This is a genomic window from Chromobacterium sp. FG89 (assembly GCF_057808735.1).
This window is the reverse complement of sequence record NZ_JBMDIQ010000011.1, coordinates 29,839-43,987: the sequence shown is the minus strand read 5'-3', so window position 1 is coordinate 43,987 and position 14,149 is coordinate 29,839. Positions and strand designations below refer to the sequence as shown.

Below are 14,149 nucleotides of genomic sequence, written 5' to 3'. Positions count from 1 at the left end.
CACCCTCCTCGCTTACCAATCCTTGTCGCTACGTCAAAGCAGCTCAGAGCCTGTTCACAATCTGCGACGCGTCGTGAGACGTCACACGGCGAGTACCACTTCGAAATGCTCATGTATCACGAGTACATTCCGCTTTCTCAGCGCTGTTCCCCTTGTCTCAACTCTTGCCCGCTAGATCGTGAACCGGTTATCAGAACAGAAAATGGCCGGGGTGACGATGCGCGCGCGGCCGATGCTGCCGCGTTGCAGCAAACCGGCGCGGCGGTCCCCCGTCACCAGATAGTCCGCCTCGCCCGCCAAGGCCATCGCCAGCAGGAAAACGTCGTTCGGATCCGTCGCCTCCACCCCAGGCGGCAGCGGCGGCAAAACGTCCAATACGATGGCGCGCTGCAAATTGTTAACCATGGTGCCAACGCGATGCGCGGGCAGGATGGCCCTGAGCTTGGGGTAACGGCTGGCGCGGCGCAGCTCATCGAGTTGCGCCACGGAGGTCAGCAATTCGAAGCGCGAAGCGCGCCAGGCGCGATAGATGACATCCGGTGGACCGCTTGGCGCAATCAACGCGCCCAGCAGCACATTGGTGTCCAAGATGACCCGCATCAGTCTTCACGCGCCCATTGCACCGCTTCGTCTATCAGCTCGCTCAGCTCCGTTTCGCTCATGCCGGCCGCGGCGCTCTTGGCCTGCTTGGCGGCGCTCTCCAGCAAGTAGGCGCGCACGGCCTCCTCGATGAAACGCGACAAATCGCCCTTGCGGCCGCCTCCTTGCGCGGCGATGAACATGCGCACGGACTGATCCACCTCCGGCGACACGGCGATATTCCAGCGAACGGTGTTCATGATGACATCCTCCACAAGGCGTTTATACACATAGGTGTTTATACGCCAAGCGGCATAGCGCCGCAATGACAAGCCATGCCACGCCGGAACCGGCCCCGCCGTCGTCACGGGCGGCAAGTTTTTCTTAAAAATCATGCTGCTATGCAGCACTTCTTTTTCGCCCTCTGCGCTTGACAGCCTTCTTCATTTTATCGAATATTTGCCCACAACAAGAGCAAATGCTCAAAAACAATCTTTGGAGGAGAAAGCATGAAGTTGAAACACAAGGTGGCCATCGTCACCGGCGCGGCCGGCGGCATCGGGCTGGCGGTGGCGCGCCGCTATCTGGCCGAAGGCGCGCGCTGCCTGCTGGTGGACCTGCGGCTGAGCCCGGAACTGCTGGCGCTGGCCGGCGGGGCGGACGCGGACAACACGGCCTTGCTGGCCGCCGACATCGGCAAGCGCGACGATATCGAACACATCGTCCGCGCCGCGATCGAGCGCTTCGGCCGCGTGGACATCCTCTACAACAACGCGGCGCTGTTCGACCTGGCCCCGCTGCTGGAAGCCAGCTGGGACAGCTATGAGCGGCTGTTCGCCGTCAACGTCAAGGGCATGTTCTTCCTGATGCAGGCGGCGGCGCGGCAAATGGCGGCTCAGGGCGAGGGCGGCAAGATCATCAATCTGTCGTCCCAGGCCGGCCGCCGCGGCGAGGCGCTGGTGGCCCATTACTGCGCCAGCAAGGCGGCGGTGATCAGCTACACCCAGTCCGCCGCCCTGGCGCTGGCGCCGCACGGCATCAACGTCAACGCCATCGCGCCCGGCGTGGTGGACACGCCGATGTGGGATCAGGTGGACGCGCAGTTCGCCCTTTACGAGAGCCTTGGCCCCGGCGAGAAAAAACGGCGGGTGGGCGCGGCGGTGCCGCTGGGCCGCATGGGCAGGCCGGAGGATTTATGCGGCGCGGCGGTGTTTCTCGCCTCCGCCGACGCGGACTACATCACCGCCCAGACGCTGAACGTGGACGGCGGCAACTGGATGAGCTGAGCCGCCACGCCGGCAAACCGCCCTGATTCACGCCTCAAGACCCGATCCAGAACCGCAGACACCGCCCCGAGCGGGCCCGAGCCGCCGCCGCATCGCGCACGGCAAGCCGGCCGCACCAGCGTTGTCCGCAACGCTTCAAGCAAGGAGAAACGCCATGACCAGACCCTGCCGCTTCCCGCTGGCCGCCGCCCTGCTGCTGGCCGGCTCCGCTCACGCCGCCACCCTCACCATCGCCACGCTGAACAACCCGGACATGATCACGCTGAAAAAGCTGTCCCCGGCCTTCGAGGCGCAAAACCCCGGCATCAAGCTCAACTGGGTGGTGCTGGAGGAAAACATGCTGCGCCAGCGCGTCACCACCGACATCGCCACCAAGAGCGGCAAATTCGATCTGATGACGATAGGCACCTACGAAGCGCCGATCTGGGCCCAAAAAGGCTGGTTGCAGCCCATGGATCAACTAGCGCCCGGCTATGAGCTGGCCGATGTGGTCAAGACCGCGCGCGACGCGCTGTCCTACAAGGGCCAGCTGTACGCGCTGCCCTTCTACGTGGAAAGCTCGATGACCTATTACCGCAAGGACTTGTTCGCCAAACTGGGGCTGAACATGCCGGAGCGGCCCACTTACCAGCAGATCGCCGGCTTCGCCAAAACGCTGAAGGAAAAGGGCGGGGTGTACGGCATCTGCCTGCGCGGCAAGGCCGGCTGGGGCGAGAACATGGCCTATCTGTCCACCCTGATCCACACCAACGGCGGCCGCTGGTTCGACGAGCAATGGCGGCCGACGATAGACAGCCCGGAGTGGAAGCAGTCGCTGAACTTCTACGTGGACCTGATGCGCCGCTACGGCCCGCCCGGCGCCAGCACCAACGGCTTCAACGAGAACCTGACCCTGTTCGCCAGCGGCAAATGCGGCATCTGGATAGACGCCACCGTGGCCGCCGGACTCTTGTTCAACCCCAAGGAATCCCAGGTGGCGGACAAGGTGGGCTTCGCCCAAGCGCCGACGGGGGTGACGCCCAAGGGCTCCAGCTGGCTGTGGTCCTGGGCGCTGGCGGTGCCCAAGTCCTCGCGCCAGCAGGCGGCGGCCAAGCAGTTCGCGCAATGGGCCACCTCCAAGGACTACATCCGGCTGGTGGCCAAGGATCAGGGCTGGACCTCGGTGCCGCCCGGCACCCGCCTGTCCACTTACCAGCAGCCGGAATACCAGAAGGCCGCGCCCTTCGCCAAATTCGTGCTGGCGGCGATCCAGCAGGCCAATCCCAATGAGCCGGCGCTGAAAAAAGTGCCCTATACCGGCATCCAGTATGTCGGCATCCCGGAGTTCCAGTCCTTCGGCACCGTGGTGGGCCAGGCCGTTTCCGGCGCGCTGGCCGGTCAAAGCAGCGTGGACGCGGCGCTGAAAGCCGGCCAGGCGGCGGCGGACCGGGCGGTGCGGCAAGGCGGTTATCAGAAGCCGTAAGAACCTACGGAGTCTGCCCCCAGCGCTTCGCCGCTCCCATCCACCCACGACCGCCGTCGCGGCGGTCCGGAGGAAAACCCATGCCCTCTCCCGCTCACACTTTGCGCGCCGACGCCGGCGCGGCCCCGCCGCCCAGGCCGCGCCGCGGCGGCATACAGCGCTGGCTGCTGGCCCCGGCGGTGCTCAGCCTGTTGCTGTGGTCGCTGGTGCCGCTGGCGATGACCCTGTATTTCTCGGTCAACCGCTACAGCCTGCTGAGCCCGGACGAATCCGGCTTCGCCGGCCTGGACAATTACCGCTTCCTGTGGAGCGATCCGGCCTTTGTCCCCTCCATCGCCAACACCTTGCTGCTGACCGGCGCGGTGCTGCTGATCTCCGTCGTCGGCGGCGTGCTGATGGCGGTGCTGTTCGACCAGCCCTGCTTCGGCCGCGGCCCGGCCCGGCTGCTGGCCATCGCGCCCTTCTTCGTGATGCCCACCGTGGGCGCGCTGATCTGGAAGAACATGCTGCTGCACCCGGTCTACGGCCTGTTCGCCGCCGCCGCGCAAGCGCTGGGCCTGCCGCCGGTGGACTGGCTGGGCCAGTACCCGATGTTCTCTCTCATCCTGATCGTCAGCTGGCAATGGCTGCCCTTCGCCTTCCTGATCCTGCTCACCGCCATCCAGTCGCTGGACCCGGAGCAGAAGGAAGCCGCCCAGATCGACGGCGCCGGCCCGCTGGCCATGTTCTTCCACATCGTCCTGCCGCATCTGAGGCGGCCCATCGGCGTGGTGGTGATGATTGAAACCATCTTTTTGCTATCGGTGTTCGCGGAGATCTACGCCACCACCGGCGGCGGCCCCGGCACCGCCACCACCACGCTGTCCTTTTTGATCTACGCGGTGGGCTTGCAGCAGTTCGATGTCGGCCTGGCGTCCACCGGCGGCGTGCTGGCGGTGGTGCTGGCCAATATCGTGGCGGTGTTCCTGATCCGCATGCTGGCGCAGAACTTCAAGGAGGAACGACAAACATGAACGCGAAAGCGATGCTGTCCTGGCGCTACGCCGCCACCTCCGCCGCGGCCTGGCTGATCGCCCTGCTGCTGTTCTTCCCCATCCTGTGGATGCTGCTGACCGCCTTCAAGACCGAGGCCCAGGCCTACCAGCTCAGCCGGTGGTTCCAGCCCACGCTGGACAGCTTCCGCGAGGTGTTCGCCCGCAGCGACTACCTGGCCTTTGCCGGCCACTCCGTCGCCGTGTCCTTCGGTGCCACCGCGCTCAGCCTGCTGCTGGCGGTGCCGGCCGCCTACAGCCTGGCCTTCCATCCCGGCGCGCGCGCGCAGCCGCTGCTGCTGTGGATGCTGTCCACCAAGATGCTGCCTTCGGTGGGCGTGCTGCTGCCGGTCTATCTGCTGCTGAAACAGGGCGGCCTGCTGGATACCGTGACCGGGCTGGCGCGGGTCTACGCGCTGGCCAATCTGCCGATCGCGGTGTGGATGGCCTACACCTATTTCTGCGAAGTGCCGCGCGAAATCCTGGAGGCGGCGCGCATGGACGGCGCCGGCCTGTGGCAGGAAATCACGCATATGCTGCTGCCGATGGCCCTGCCCGGCCTGGCGTCCACCAGCTTGCTGTTGCTGATTCTGAGCTGGAACGAGGCGTTCTGGAGCATCAATCTGTCCAGCGCCCACGCCGCGCCGCTGACGGTGTTCATCGCCTCCTACTCCAGCCCGGAGGGCCTGTTCTGGGCCAAGCTGTCCGCCGCCTCGCTGCTGGCGGTGGCGCCCATCCTGGCGCTGGGCTGGCTGACGCAAAAGCAGCTGGTGCGCGGCCTCACCTTCGGAGCGGTCAAATGAGCGCCGCCGTCGCCCATCTGGTCTGCGATTGCGACGGGGTGCTGCTGGACAGCGAGGCCGCCGCCCAGCGCGCGCTGCAAACGCAGCTGGCGGCGCGCCTGCCGTCCGGCGTGGACGCGGCCGCGGTGATCCAGCCGCGGCTGGGCATGACGCTGGAAGCGCTGTTGGCCGACATCGCCCGCCAGCACCCCTTGCCGCTGACGCCGGACGAGATCGCGCGCATCCGCCGGGCGGTGGACGCCGAGGTGGCGGCGCGGCTGCGGGCCGTGCCCGGCGTGGCCGCCGCCTTGCGCGCCATCCCCTTGCCCAAGGCGGTGGCCAGCAACAGCGCCGGGGCGCGGGTGCGCGCGGCGTTGCGCCGCACCGGGCTGTGGCCCTTGTTCCAGGGCCGCGTGCATTGCGCCGACGAGGTGGGCGCGGCCAAGCCGGCGCCGGATGTCTACCTGGCGGCCTGCCGCTCGCTGCGCGCCGCGCCGGATGCCTGCCTGGCGCTGGAGGACAGCGTCACCGGCGTCGCCGCCGCCCGCGCCGCCGGCCTGCGCGTGCTGGGCTTCGCCGGCGCCGGCCACATCGCCGCCGGCCACGCGGAGCGGCTGCTGGCCGCCGGGGCCGGCCTGGTCTTCGACGATATGCGGCGGCTGCCGGAGCTGGTGCGCCGGCTGCAAGCCCGTCCGTTCTGAAATACTGAAAGGAGAAAACGCATGGCAAGCGTCCAATTGCGCCATGTCGGCAAACGCTACGGCGACGGTCCGGAAGTGATGTCCGATATTCAACTGCACATCGACGACGGCGAGTTCGTCGTCTTCGTCGGCCCGTCCGGCTGCGGCAAGTCCACGCTGCTGCGCATGATCGCCGGCCTGGAGGAGATCAGCGACGGCGAGCTGGAGATAGGCGGCGAACGCATGAACGAGGTGCCGGCGGCCAAGCGCGGCATCGCCATGGTGTTCCAGTCCTACGCGCTCTACCCGCATATGAGCTTGTACGACAATATGGCCTTCGGCCTCAAACTGGCCGGCAAGAGCCGCGCCGAGATCGACGCCGCGGTGCGCCGCGCCGCCGCCATCCTGCACATCGACCACCTGCTGGAGCGCAAGCCCAAGGCCCTGTCCGGCGGCCAGCGCCAACGGGTGGCCATAGGCCGCGCCATCACCCGCCAGCCCAAGGTGTTCTTGTTCGACGAGCCGCTGTCCAATCTGGACGCGGCGCTGCGGGTCAAAATGCGGCTGGAGTTCGCCCGCCTGCACCAGCAACTGAAAACCACCATGATCTACGTGACCCACGACCAGGTGGAGGCGATGACGCTGGCGGACAAGATCGTGGTGCTGTCGGCCGGCCGCGTCGAACAAGTGGGCGCGCCGCGCGCGCTCTACCACCATCCGGCCAACCGTTTCGTCGCCGGCTTCATCGGCTCGCCGCGGATGAATTTTCTGCCGGGCCGCGTGTTGAGCATCCAGCCGGCAGGCGTGGCCGTGCGTCTGGACGGCGGCGGCGAGCTGCTGGCGGCGGTGACGGCGCAAGACCTGAAGCCCGGCGACGCCGTCGCCGTAGGCGTCCGCCCGGAACACCTGCAACCGGCCCCCGGGCCAGCGGCGCTGCGCGCCCGCGTGGCCGCGGTGGAAAGCCTGGGCGACTGCGCCTATCTGTACGCCGAGGCGCCGGACGCCGACGAGCCGCTGATCAGCCGGATCTCGGACGCGCAGGACTTCGCCGCCGGCGACGAAACCGGCTTCAGCGCCCTGCCGCGACACTGCCACCTGTTCCGCGAGGACGGCCAGGCCCTGCCGCGCCTGCCGCGCTAAACCCCGCCATGGAACCCGCGATGACACTTGCCCCCACCCCGCCGCGCTGGCTGCACATCGGCGCCGGCGCCTTCCACCGCGCCCACCAGGCCGTCTATCTGGACCAACTGGCCGGCGCCGACGCCGAGCCCTGGCGGCTGGCCGTCGGCAATATCCGCGCCGACCTGAACCCGCTGCTGGAGCAGTTGGCGGCGCAGCAAGGCCAGTACACGCTGGAAACCGTCAGCCCGGCCGGCGAGCGCCGCTACCGGCGCATCCGCGCCATCGACGCGGTGCTGCCCTGGGACCGCCAACTGAGCGCGCTGATAGGCGAAGGCGCGCACCCGGCCACCCGGGTGATCTCCTTCACCGTCACCGAAGCCGGCTACTACCTGAACCAGGAGCAGGCGCTGGACACCGCCAACCCGGAGCTGGCGGACGATTTGCACGGCGGGCTCAACACCCTGTACGGCGCCGTCGCCGCGATTTTGCGCGCGCGCGCGGCGCGCGGCGGCGGCGCGCTCACCTTGCTCAACTGCGACAATCTGCGCCACAACGGCGAGCGCTTCCGCCAGGGCCTGGAACAGTTTCTGACCCTGCGCCAGGAAACCGAGCTGCTGGCGTGGACGCGCCGCCACAGCAGCTGCCCCAACGCCATGGTGGACCGCATCACCCCGCGGCCGCCGCCGGAACTGGCGGAGCGGGTGGCCGCCGCCACCGGCTGGCGCGACCCCTGCGCGATCACCGCCGAATCCTTCATCCAGTGGGTGATAGAGGACCGCTTCGCCGCCGGCCGCCCGGCGCTGGAGCGCGTCGGCGCGCAGCTGGTGGCCGATGTCCAGCCCTATGAGGAAGCCAAGATCCGCATCCTCAACGCCAGCCACAGCGGCATCGCCTGGGCCGGCAGCCTGCTGGGCCTGGACTTCATCCACCAGGGCGCGGCGGACCCGGACATCCGGCAACTGGCTCACGACTACGTCAGCCAGGACGTGATCCCCTGCCTCAGCCCCAGCCCGCTGGACCTGGCCGGCTACCGCGACAGCGTGCTGGAGCGCTTCGGCAATCCGGCGCTGGGCGACAGCAATCAGCGCGTGGCGGCGGACGGCTACGCCAAACTGCCCGGCTTCATCGCGCCCACGCTGCGGGAATCCATCGCCGCCGGCCGCCGGCCGGACGCCTGCGCCATGCTGCCGGCGCTGTTCCTGCGCTTTTTGCAACGCTGGCGCGCCGGCCGGCTGGGCTACGCCTACCGGGACGGCAGCATGGACATCGCCGCCTGCCATCGCATGCTGGCGGCCGCCGACCCGGTGGCCGCCTACTGCGCGGACCCGGCGCTCTGGGGCCCCTTGGCCGGCAGCCCGGCGCTGGTCGCGCCCTTGCGCGCCGCATTGGCGCGGGTGGACAGCTGGCTGGACGGCCGCGGACGGGGATAGACTGCGCGAGAGAGCCGCCATCCGGCCGTCCGCCACTCCCTCCAAGGACAAAACCATGTATCTGGGCATTGATCTGGGCACTTCGGAAATCAAGGCCGTGCTGCTGGACGGCGACAACCGCCCGCTCGCCAGCGCCGGCGCGGCGCTGGACGTGTCGCGGCCGCGGCCGGGCTGGGCCGAGCAAGACCCGGAAGACTGGTGGCGCGCCGCCTGCGCGGCGGTCGCCAAGCTGCGCGAGCAGGCGCCGGCCGCGCTGGCCGCCACCCGCGCCGTCGGCCTGTCCGGCCAGATGCACGGCGCGGTGCTGCTGGACAGCCGGGACCGGGTGCTGCGGCCGGCCATCTTGTGGAACGATTTGCGCAGCGTGGCCGAATGCGCCGAGCTGACCGCCGCCGCGCCGCGGCTCCACGCCGTCGCCGGCAACCTGGCCATGCCCGGCTTCACCGCGCCCAAATTGCGCTGGCTGGCGCGGCATGAGCCGGAGAGCTTCCGCGCCGTCGCCGCCGTGCTGCTGCCCAAGGACTATCTGCGCCTGCGCCTGAGCGGCGACAAGATCACCGACACCTCGGATGCCTCCGGCACCTTGTGGCTGGACGTGGGCCGCCGCGATTGGTCCGAGGAGCTGCTGGACGCCGGCGGACTGTCGCGCCGCCAGATGCCGCAGCTGGTGGAGGGACTGGCGCCGGCCGGACGGCTGAGCCCGGCGGCGGCCGCCGCCTGGGGCATCGCTCAGCCGCCGCTGATCGCCGGCGGCGCCGGGGACGGCGCGGCCAGCGCCGTCGGCATCGGCGCGATCGCCCCGGGCGACGGCTTCCTGTCCCTGGGCACCTCCGGGGTGATCTTCGTCGTCGACGACCGCTTCCGCCCCAATCCGGCGCAGGCGCTGCACGCCTTCTGCCATGCGCTGCCCCGGCGCTGGAGCCTGATGAGCGTGATGCTGTCCGCCGCCAGCTGTCTGCGCTGGTTCTGCCGGCTGGCCGGCGTGGACGAGGCGACGCTGCTGACGGAAGTCGAGCGGCTGAGCCCGGCGGAGCAAGCCGCCGCGCCGGTGTTCCTGCCCTATTTGTCCGGCGAGCGCACTCCGCACAACGACCCCTTCGCCCCCGGCGCCTTCTGGGGCCTGAGCCAGGCGCACGGCCGCGCCGCGCTCGGCTACGCGGTGCTGGAGGGCGTCGCCTTCGGCATGGCGGACGGGCTGGACGCGCTGCGCGCCGCCGGCGCCGCGCCGCGAGCCTTGTCCCTGGTGGGCGGCGGCGCGCGCAGCCCGTTCTGGGCGCAGTTGCTGGCCGACGCGCTGGACGCCGAAATCCTCACCCATCAGGGCGGCGAAGCCGGCGCCGCGCTGGGCGCGGCCCGCCTGGGCTGGCTGGCGGACGGCGGCGACCTCGGCGCCGTCTGCGCCAAACCGCCGCTGCGGGCGCGCTGCGCGCCGGACGCCGCCCGGCATCAGGCCTTGCAAGCTCGCCTGCGTCACTTTCGCGCCCTCTACCAGGCGCGGCCCCCCTCATTTGCGGAGACCCCGACATGATTCTGTGCTGCGGCGAAGCCCTGTACGATTTTTTTCTGGAACCCGGCGCGGCGGAATGGCCGCAGCTGAACTACCGCGCCGTGCCCGGCGGCTCGCCGTTCAATGTGGCCGTGGGCCTGGCGCGGCTGGGCCGGCGCGCGGCCTTGCTGACGCCCTTGTCCAACGATTATCTGGGCGCGCAACTGCGGCGGCTGTTGGAGCGGGAGGGGGTGGACGGACGCTATCTGCTGCCACGCGATCTGCCCACCACTTTGGCGATGGTGAGCGTGGACGCAGGCGGCCAGCCGCAATACGGCTTCTACGGCGAGCGCGCGCCGGAAGCCAGCCTGCGCCCGGAGGAGCTGCCGACGCTGGACGACGAAGTCGCCGCCGTCCACTTCGGCTCCTACGCCTTGGTGGGCCGCCCCGGCGGCGAGGCGCTGCAAGCGCTGGCGGCCCGCGAAAGCGGCCGGCGGCTGATCTCGCTGGATCCCAATCTGCGGCTGAACGTGGAGCCGGAACGGGCGCGCTGGCGGCAATGCCTGGACATCCATCGCCGCCACGCCCATCTGATCAAGGTCAGCGCCGAGGATCTGGCCCTGCTGTATCCGGGACAGGAGATCGAAGCCTGCGCCCGCGGCTGGCTCGCCCCGCCATGCCAGTTGCTGCTGCTGACCCGCGGCGAACAAGGCGTGCGCGTGTTCAGCCGCCGTCACGGCGAATGGGAACAGCCGGCCGCCGCCGTCCAGGTGGTGGACACCGTGGGCGCCGGCGACAGCTTCCAGGCCGCGCTGCTGTGCCGGCTGGCCGAGCTGGGCCGGCTGAGCCCGGACGGGCTGGCGGCGCTGAGCCGGCTGAGCCCGGACGGGCTGGCGGCGCTGAGCCGGGCGGAAACCGAGGATCTGGTCCGCTTCGCAACGCACGCCGCCGCCCTCACCTGCGCGCGGCGCGGGCCGGACCTGCCGCGACGGGCGCAGCTGGCGGACTAAGCGCCTGTTCAAAGCCTCGCGAGCGAGGGCGAGGCCAGGCGTTGCGGCGGAGAAAGCGGAATGTGCTCGCGGCGCATGAGCATTTCGAAGCGGCGCTCGCCGCGCCGCGTTTCACGAATAGCGGCAGACTGTGAACAGGTTCTAAAGCGGCGCCGACTCGCCGCCGCCCTCTGCCCGCAGCCAATCGAACAGATTCGCCATCGCCTCGCTGCGCAGCGCGTCGCGCGGCCGGGACAACCACCATTGCGCGCCGGGCCGGCGCGGGTAGCCGGCCAGCTCGCGCAGCCTGCCTTCGGCCAGCGCCTCCTCCAAGGCCGGCGACGGCAGACAGGCGATGCCGTGGCCGCGCAGGGCCGCGTCCAGCGCCAGCTGCGGCGCGTCGTAAACGGCGGCGACGCCGAAACGCGGCGACAAGGCCCGCACCGCGGCCTCCGCCTCCTCCGGCATGCGCGTCTTTTCCAGGCAGATCAAACGCGCCAGCTGCGGATGGCGCTCGGCCGGCAACGCCGCCAGCTGTTCCGCCAAGGCCGGCGCGGCGACGAAACGCCAATCCTCGCGCAGCCAGGCCGCGTCCTCCCAGCCGGCCGTCGCCATCGGCTGCCGGCCGATGACGATGTCCACGTCGATCTCATCGGCCTGGCCCGGCTCCTCGTCGATGGATAACAAGGGCACGATGTCGGGATGGGCGGCGCGCAGCCGGTCCAAGCGTCCCTGCAGCCAGCCGTGCAGTAAAAAAGCCGGCCCCACCAGCACCACCAGGCCCGGGTCCGTGTAGACCGCGATGCGGTCCAGCCCGCGCCGCAGCGTGTCCAGCGCGCGCCGCACGCTTTGTTGCAGCATTTCGCCGGCAAAGGTCAGTTCGATGCCGCGGCCCACTCGCTGGAACAAAGGCTGGCCGACAAAGGCCTCCAGCTGTTGAATCTGGTGACTGACCGCGGACTGCGACAGATGCAGCGCCTCGGCGGCGCGGGAAACGCTGCCCAGGCGCGCGGCGGCTTCGAAGCCGGTCAGCAGCCGCAGCGAGGGCAGGCGGCCAAGCGCGCCCGTCGCCGGGTCTTCCCGCTCGGCCGCCTGCGGCCCGCCGCTGTTATCGCCTCTCTCCATCCGAATATGTCCTCCTGATTTCCGGTCGGCGCGGACGCGCAGCGGGCTGTGAACGCATGCTCAAGCCGGTTGCTGCTGGGTCGCGCAATGAATGCCCCCGCCGCCTGCGGCGATGCCGTCGATGTTCAACTGCACCACCTCGCGTTGCGGGAAGAGCTCGCGCAAGGCCGCGCCCGCGTTGCGGTCCGCCTTGGCGTCGCCGAACTCCGGCGCGATCACCGCCCCGTTGCAGACGTAGAAATTGATATAGCCGGCCGCCATCTCGTGGCCCTCGTACTCCGGCCTCACCCGCTCCGGCCCCGGCAAGACCACCACCTCCAACTTGCGGCCGCGCGCGTCCCGCGCCTGGCGCAGCAGGCTCAGATGACGGCGCGTCACCTGGTAATCGTAAGACTGCGGATCCGTCTCCAGGCCGGCCACCACCACGCCGGGGCGGGCGAAACGGGCGTAAAAATCGGTATGGCCGTCGGTGATGTCGCGGCCGGCGATGCCGGGCAGCCAGATCACCTTGTCCACGCCCAGCAGCCGGCGCAGTTCGCGCTCGCACTGCGCCTTGCTCAAGCCCGGGTTGCGATTGGGGTTGAGCACGCAGCTTTCAGTGATGATGGCGGTGCCTTCGCCGTCCACCTCGATCCCGCCGCCCTCCAGCACCAGCGAGGTCCGCACGACCGGCGCGCCGCTCTTGGCCGCCACCGCGGCCGCCACCTTGGCGTCCCTACGGTGCGCCTGCTTGCCGCCCCAGCCGTTGAAGTTGAAATCCACCGCCGCCGCCCCGCCCTTGCCCTTGACGAAGATCGGGCCGCTGTCGCGTATCCACAGATCGTCCAGCGGCTGCTCCACCAGTTCCACCTTGGGGCCGCACAGCTTGGCCGCCAGCGCCATGTCCTCGGCCCGCGTCAGCATGCGCACCGGCTCGTGGGCGGCGATGGCCTGGGCCACTCGCGCCAGATCCCGCCGCACCACCGGCAGCAAACTCGTGCCCCACACCTCCAGGCTGGGACCGAAGGCCATCCAGGTGGCGGCGTGGCCCTCGCCCTCGTCCGGCATGCGGTAGCCGGCCGCGTTCGGCTCCGCGCTCCAAGCGCGGGCGGCCATCATGCCGCCCGCCGTCAACAGGCTTGCGCCCAGGAATTGTCGTCTAGTGCTCATCGCCGTGTCTCCAAGGCCGGTTTCCAGCCACATGGCCGTGCTTGGCATTGTGCAAGCGGACATGCATTTGAAAAAGCGATGAATTTTGCGGAAACCTATCTATTTCTATCATGTATTTGCCGCCGCCGCGCGCCGGCGGGAAGAATGACATAAGCTGAAGACGGAATACAGGAGGGGCCGGCATGCGTCTCGCGCTTTGCATCATCATCGCCGTCATCGCGGCCCAGGCCCGCCTGGCCCTGGCGCAGGATCCGGAACTGGTGATGGGCTACCGCACCAATGAACGGCGTCCCTATATCGACGACGACAACGACGAAGGCATCTATAAAACCCTGTACAGCCGCGCCTGCCAAAGAATCGGCTGCACGCTGAAAGTGGTGCGCCTGCCAAAGAAGCGCGTGCTGCAAGCGCTGGCGCAGGGCGAGGTGGACTTCTATCCCGGCTACACCTACAACGCGGAGCGCGAGCCCATCGCCCTGTTCCTGCCCAACGGCCTGCGCGAGCGCCATGTCGTCATTACCCGCGCCAGCCACCCCGCGGTACGCGGCTACGCCGATCTGGACAATGGCGTGGAGCTGCGCAGCCTGGGCAACCCTGACCTGATTCCCCTGCCGTGGCAAGCGCGCATCAAGGTGCTGCAAGTGCCGGAAATGGATGTGGAGCGCGCCTTTCGCCTGATCAGCGCCGGCAAGGCGGATTTCTACATCTACGACGAACTGACGCTGCGCTTCTACTGGGAGCGGCTGCGGCCGGCCGGGCTGACGCTGCACCCGTCGCTGGAGCCCTGGCAAGCCATGCATATGGGCTTTTCCAAACACTCCCGCTTTTACCGCGCGCAGCCCAATCCGGATTACCGCGCCGACCAGCCCTTAAACCCGGACAACTACCCGCTGCGGCTGGACCCGGCCTCGCTGGCCGGCAGACTGACGGCCGCCTTGCAGGCGATGAAGCAATCCGGCGAAACCGAACGCATCGTCGAACACTTTCTCCAGACGCCGGCCCGGTAAATGGAAAGCCACCGGCTCCCA

General features: G+C 69.2%; 14 protein-coding genes. 10 read left to right on the top strand and 4 right to left on the bottom strand.

Features of this window, described 5'->3' with window-relative positions; all coding sequences use genetic code 11:
• Positions 1 to 171: 171 nt before the first annotated feature.
• Positions 172 to 588, bottom strand: a complete 417-nt coding sequence (locus ACODRW_RS12540; RefSeq protein ID WP_488905868.1) for a putative toxin-antitoxin system toxin component, PIN family — start codon at positions 586 to 588, stop codon at positions 172 to 174.
• Between the two features lie 11 nt (positions 589 to 599).
• Positions 600 to 839 (bottom strand): ribbon-helix-helix domain-containing protein, encoded by a 240-nt coding sequence (locus ACODRW_RS12535; protein ID WP_107799802.1) that lies wholly within the window; start codon positions 837 to 839, stop codon positions 600 to 602.
• Between the two features lie 249 nt (positions 840 to 1,088).
• On the opposite strand from ACODRW_RS12535, the gene ACODRW_RS12530 reads away from it, so the two are divergent.
• From ACODRW_RS12530 to ACODRW_RS12490, 9 genes are all read left to right on the top strand, one after another.
• Entirely contained in the window at positions 1,089 to 1,865 is a 777-nt protein-coding gene (locus ACODRW_RS12530; RefSeq protein WP_019102568.1) for an L-iditol 2-dehydrogenase, read from the top strand.
• A gap of 154 nt (positions 1,866 to 2,019) precedes the next feature.
• Positions 2,020 to 3,327 carry an ABC transporter substrate-binding protein gene (locus ACODRW_RS12525; RefSeq protein ID WP_107799803.1) on the top strand — a complete coding sequence of 436 codons (1,308 nt, stop codon included), beginning with the start codon at positions 2,020 to 2,022 and terminating at the stop codon, positions 3,325 to 3,327.
• 80 nt (positions 3,328 to 3,407) lie between these two features.
• Positions 3,408 to 4,340 (top strand): carbohydrate ABC transporter permease, encoded by a 933-nt coding sequence (locus ACODRW_RS12520; protein ID WP_488905867.1) that lies wholly within the window; start codon positions 3,408 to 3,410, stop codon positions 4,338 to 4,340.
• A complete protein-coding gene (locus tag ACODRW_RS12515) occupies positions 4,337 to 5,161 on the top strand; it encodes a carbohydrate ABC transporter permease (protein ID WP_488905866.1) in 825 nt (274 codons plus the stop codon). The genes ACODRW_RS12520 and ACODRW_RS12515 overlap by 4 nt, the downstream gene beginning before the upstream one ends.
• Positions 5,158 to 5,841, top strand: coding sequence for an HAD family hydrolase (locus ACODRW_RS12510; RefSeq protein WP_488905865.1), 684 nt, complete (start codon positions 5,158 to 5,160; stop codon positions 5,839 to 5,841). Before ACODRW_RS12515 ends, ACODRW_RS12510 begins: the two co-directional genes overlap by 4 nt.
• 21 nt (positions 5,842 to 5,862) lie before the next feature.
• The gene (locus ACODRW_RS12505) at positions 5,863 to 6,960 is read left to right on the top strand and encodes an ABC transporter ATP-binding protein (RefSeq protein WP_488905864.1); all 1,098 of its coding nucleotides are present in this window, start codon (positions 5,863 to 5,865) and stop codon (positions 6,958 to 6,960) included.
• A 20-nt stretch (positions 6,961 to 6,980) separates the two neighbouring features.
• Entirely contained in the window at positions 6,981 to 8,372 is a 1,392-nt protein-coding gene (dalD, locus tag ACODRW_RS12500; RefSeq protein WP_488905863.1) for a D-arabinitol 4-dehydrogenase, read from the top strand.
• 55 nt (positions 8,373 to 8,427) lie between these two features.
• On the top strand, positions 8,428 to 9,900 hold the full coding sequence (gene xylB, locus ACODRW_RS12495) for a xylulokinase (protein ID WP_488905862.1): 1,473 nt from the start codon (positions 8,428 to 8,430) through the stop codon (positions 9,898 to 9,900).
• A complete protein-coding gene (locus ACODRW_RS12490) occupies positions 9,897 to 10,868 on the top strand; it encodes a carbohydrate kinase family protein (RefSeq protein WP_488905861.1) in 972 nt (323 codons plus the stop codon). Before xylB ends, ACODRW_RS12490 begins: the two co-directional genes overlap by 4 nt.
• Before the next feature lie 141 nt (positions 10,869 to 11,009).
• On the opposite strand, the gene ACODRW_RS12485 is transcribed toward ACODRW_RS12490, so the two are convergent.
• Positions 11,010 to 11,972, bottom strand: a complete 963-nt coding sequence (locus ACODRW_RS12485) for a LysR family transcriptional regulator (RefSeq protein WP_253314509.1) — start codon at positions 11,970 to 11,972, stop codon at positions 11,010 to 11,012.
• A 60-nt stretch (positions 11,973 to 12,032) separates the two neighbouring features.
• Positions 12,033 to 13,121 (bottom strand): agmatine deiminase family protein, encoded by a 1,089-nt coding sequence (locus ACODRW_RS12480; protein WP_107799810.1) that lies wholly within the window; start codon positions 13,119 to 13,121, stop codon positions 12,033 to 12,035.
• 182 nt (positions 13,122 to 13,303) lie between these two features.
• On the opposite strand from ACODRW_RS12480, the gene ACODRW_RS12475 reads away from it, so the two are divergent.
• Positions 13,304 to 14,128, top strand: a complete 825-nt coding sequence (locus tag ACODRW_RS12475; protein WP_253314510.1) for a substrate-binding periplasmic protein — start codon at positions 13,304 to 13,306, stop codon at positions 14,126 to 14,128.
• Positions 14,129 to 14,149 lie beyond the last annotated feature (21 nt).

Bases quoted from the DNA above. Each gene is read 5' to 3' on its own strand.
- ACODRW_RS12480 (WP_107799810.1), bottom strand. From the start codon at position 13,121: ATGAGCACTAGACGACAATTCCTGGGCGCAAGCCTGTTGACGGCGGGC.
- ACODRW_RS12520 (WP_488905867.1), top strand. From the start codon at position 3,408: ATGCCCTCTCCCGCTCACACTTTGCGCGCCGACGCCGGCGCGGCCCCG.
- ACODRW_RS12535 (WP_107799802.1), bottom strand. From the start codon at position 839: ATGAACACCGTTCGCTGGAATATCGCCGTGTCGCCGGAGGTGGATCAG.
- ACODRW_RS12510 (WP_488905865.1), top strand. From the start codon at position 5,158: ATGAGCGCCGCCGTCGCCCATCTGGTCTGCGATTGCGACGGGGTGCTG.
- ACODRW_RS12525 (WP_107799803.1), top strand. From the start codon at position 2,020: ATGACCAGACCCTGCCGCTTCCCGCTGGCCGCCGCCCTGCTGCTGGCC.
- ACODRW_RS12485 (WP_253314509.1), bottom strand. From the start codon at position 11,972: ATGGAGAGAGGCGATAACAGCGGCGGGCCGCAGGCGGCCGAGCGGGAA.
- ACODRW_RS12505 (WP_488905864.1), top strand. From the start codon at position 5,863: ATGGCAAGCGTCCAATTGCGCCATGTCGGCAAACGCTACGGCGACGGT.
- ACODRW_RS12490 (WP_488905861.1), top strand. From the start codon at position 9,897: ATGATTCTGTGCTGCGGCGAAGCCCTGTACGATTTTTTTCTGGAACCC.
- ACODRW_RS12515 (WP_488905866.1), top strand. From the start codon at position 4,337: ATGAACGCGAAAGCGATGCTGTCCTGGCGCTACGCCGCCACCTCCGCC.
- ACODRW_RS12530 (WP_019102568.1), top strand. From the start codon at position 1,089: ATGAAGTTGAAACACAAGGTGGCCATCGTCACCGGCGCGGCCGGCGGC.
- xylB (WP_488905862.1), top strand. From the start codon at position 8,428: ATGTATCTGGGCATTGATCTGGGCACTTCGGAAATCAAGGCCGTGCTG.
- dalD (WP_488905863.1), top strand. From the start codon at position 6,981: ATGACACTTGCCCCCACCCCGCCGCGCTGGCTGCACATCGGCGCCGGC.
- ACODRW_RS12475 (WP_253314510.1), top strand. From the start codon at position 13,304: ATGCGTCTCGCGCTTTGCATCATCATCGCCGTCATCGCGGCCCAGGCC.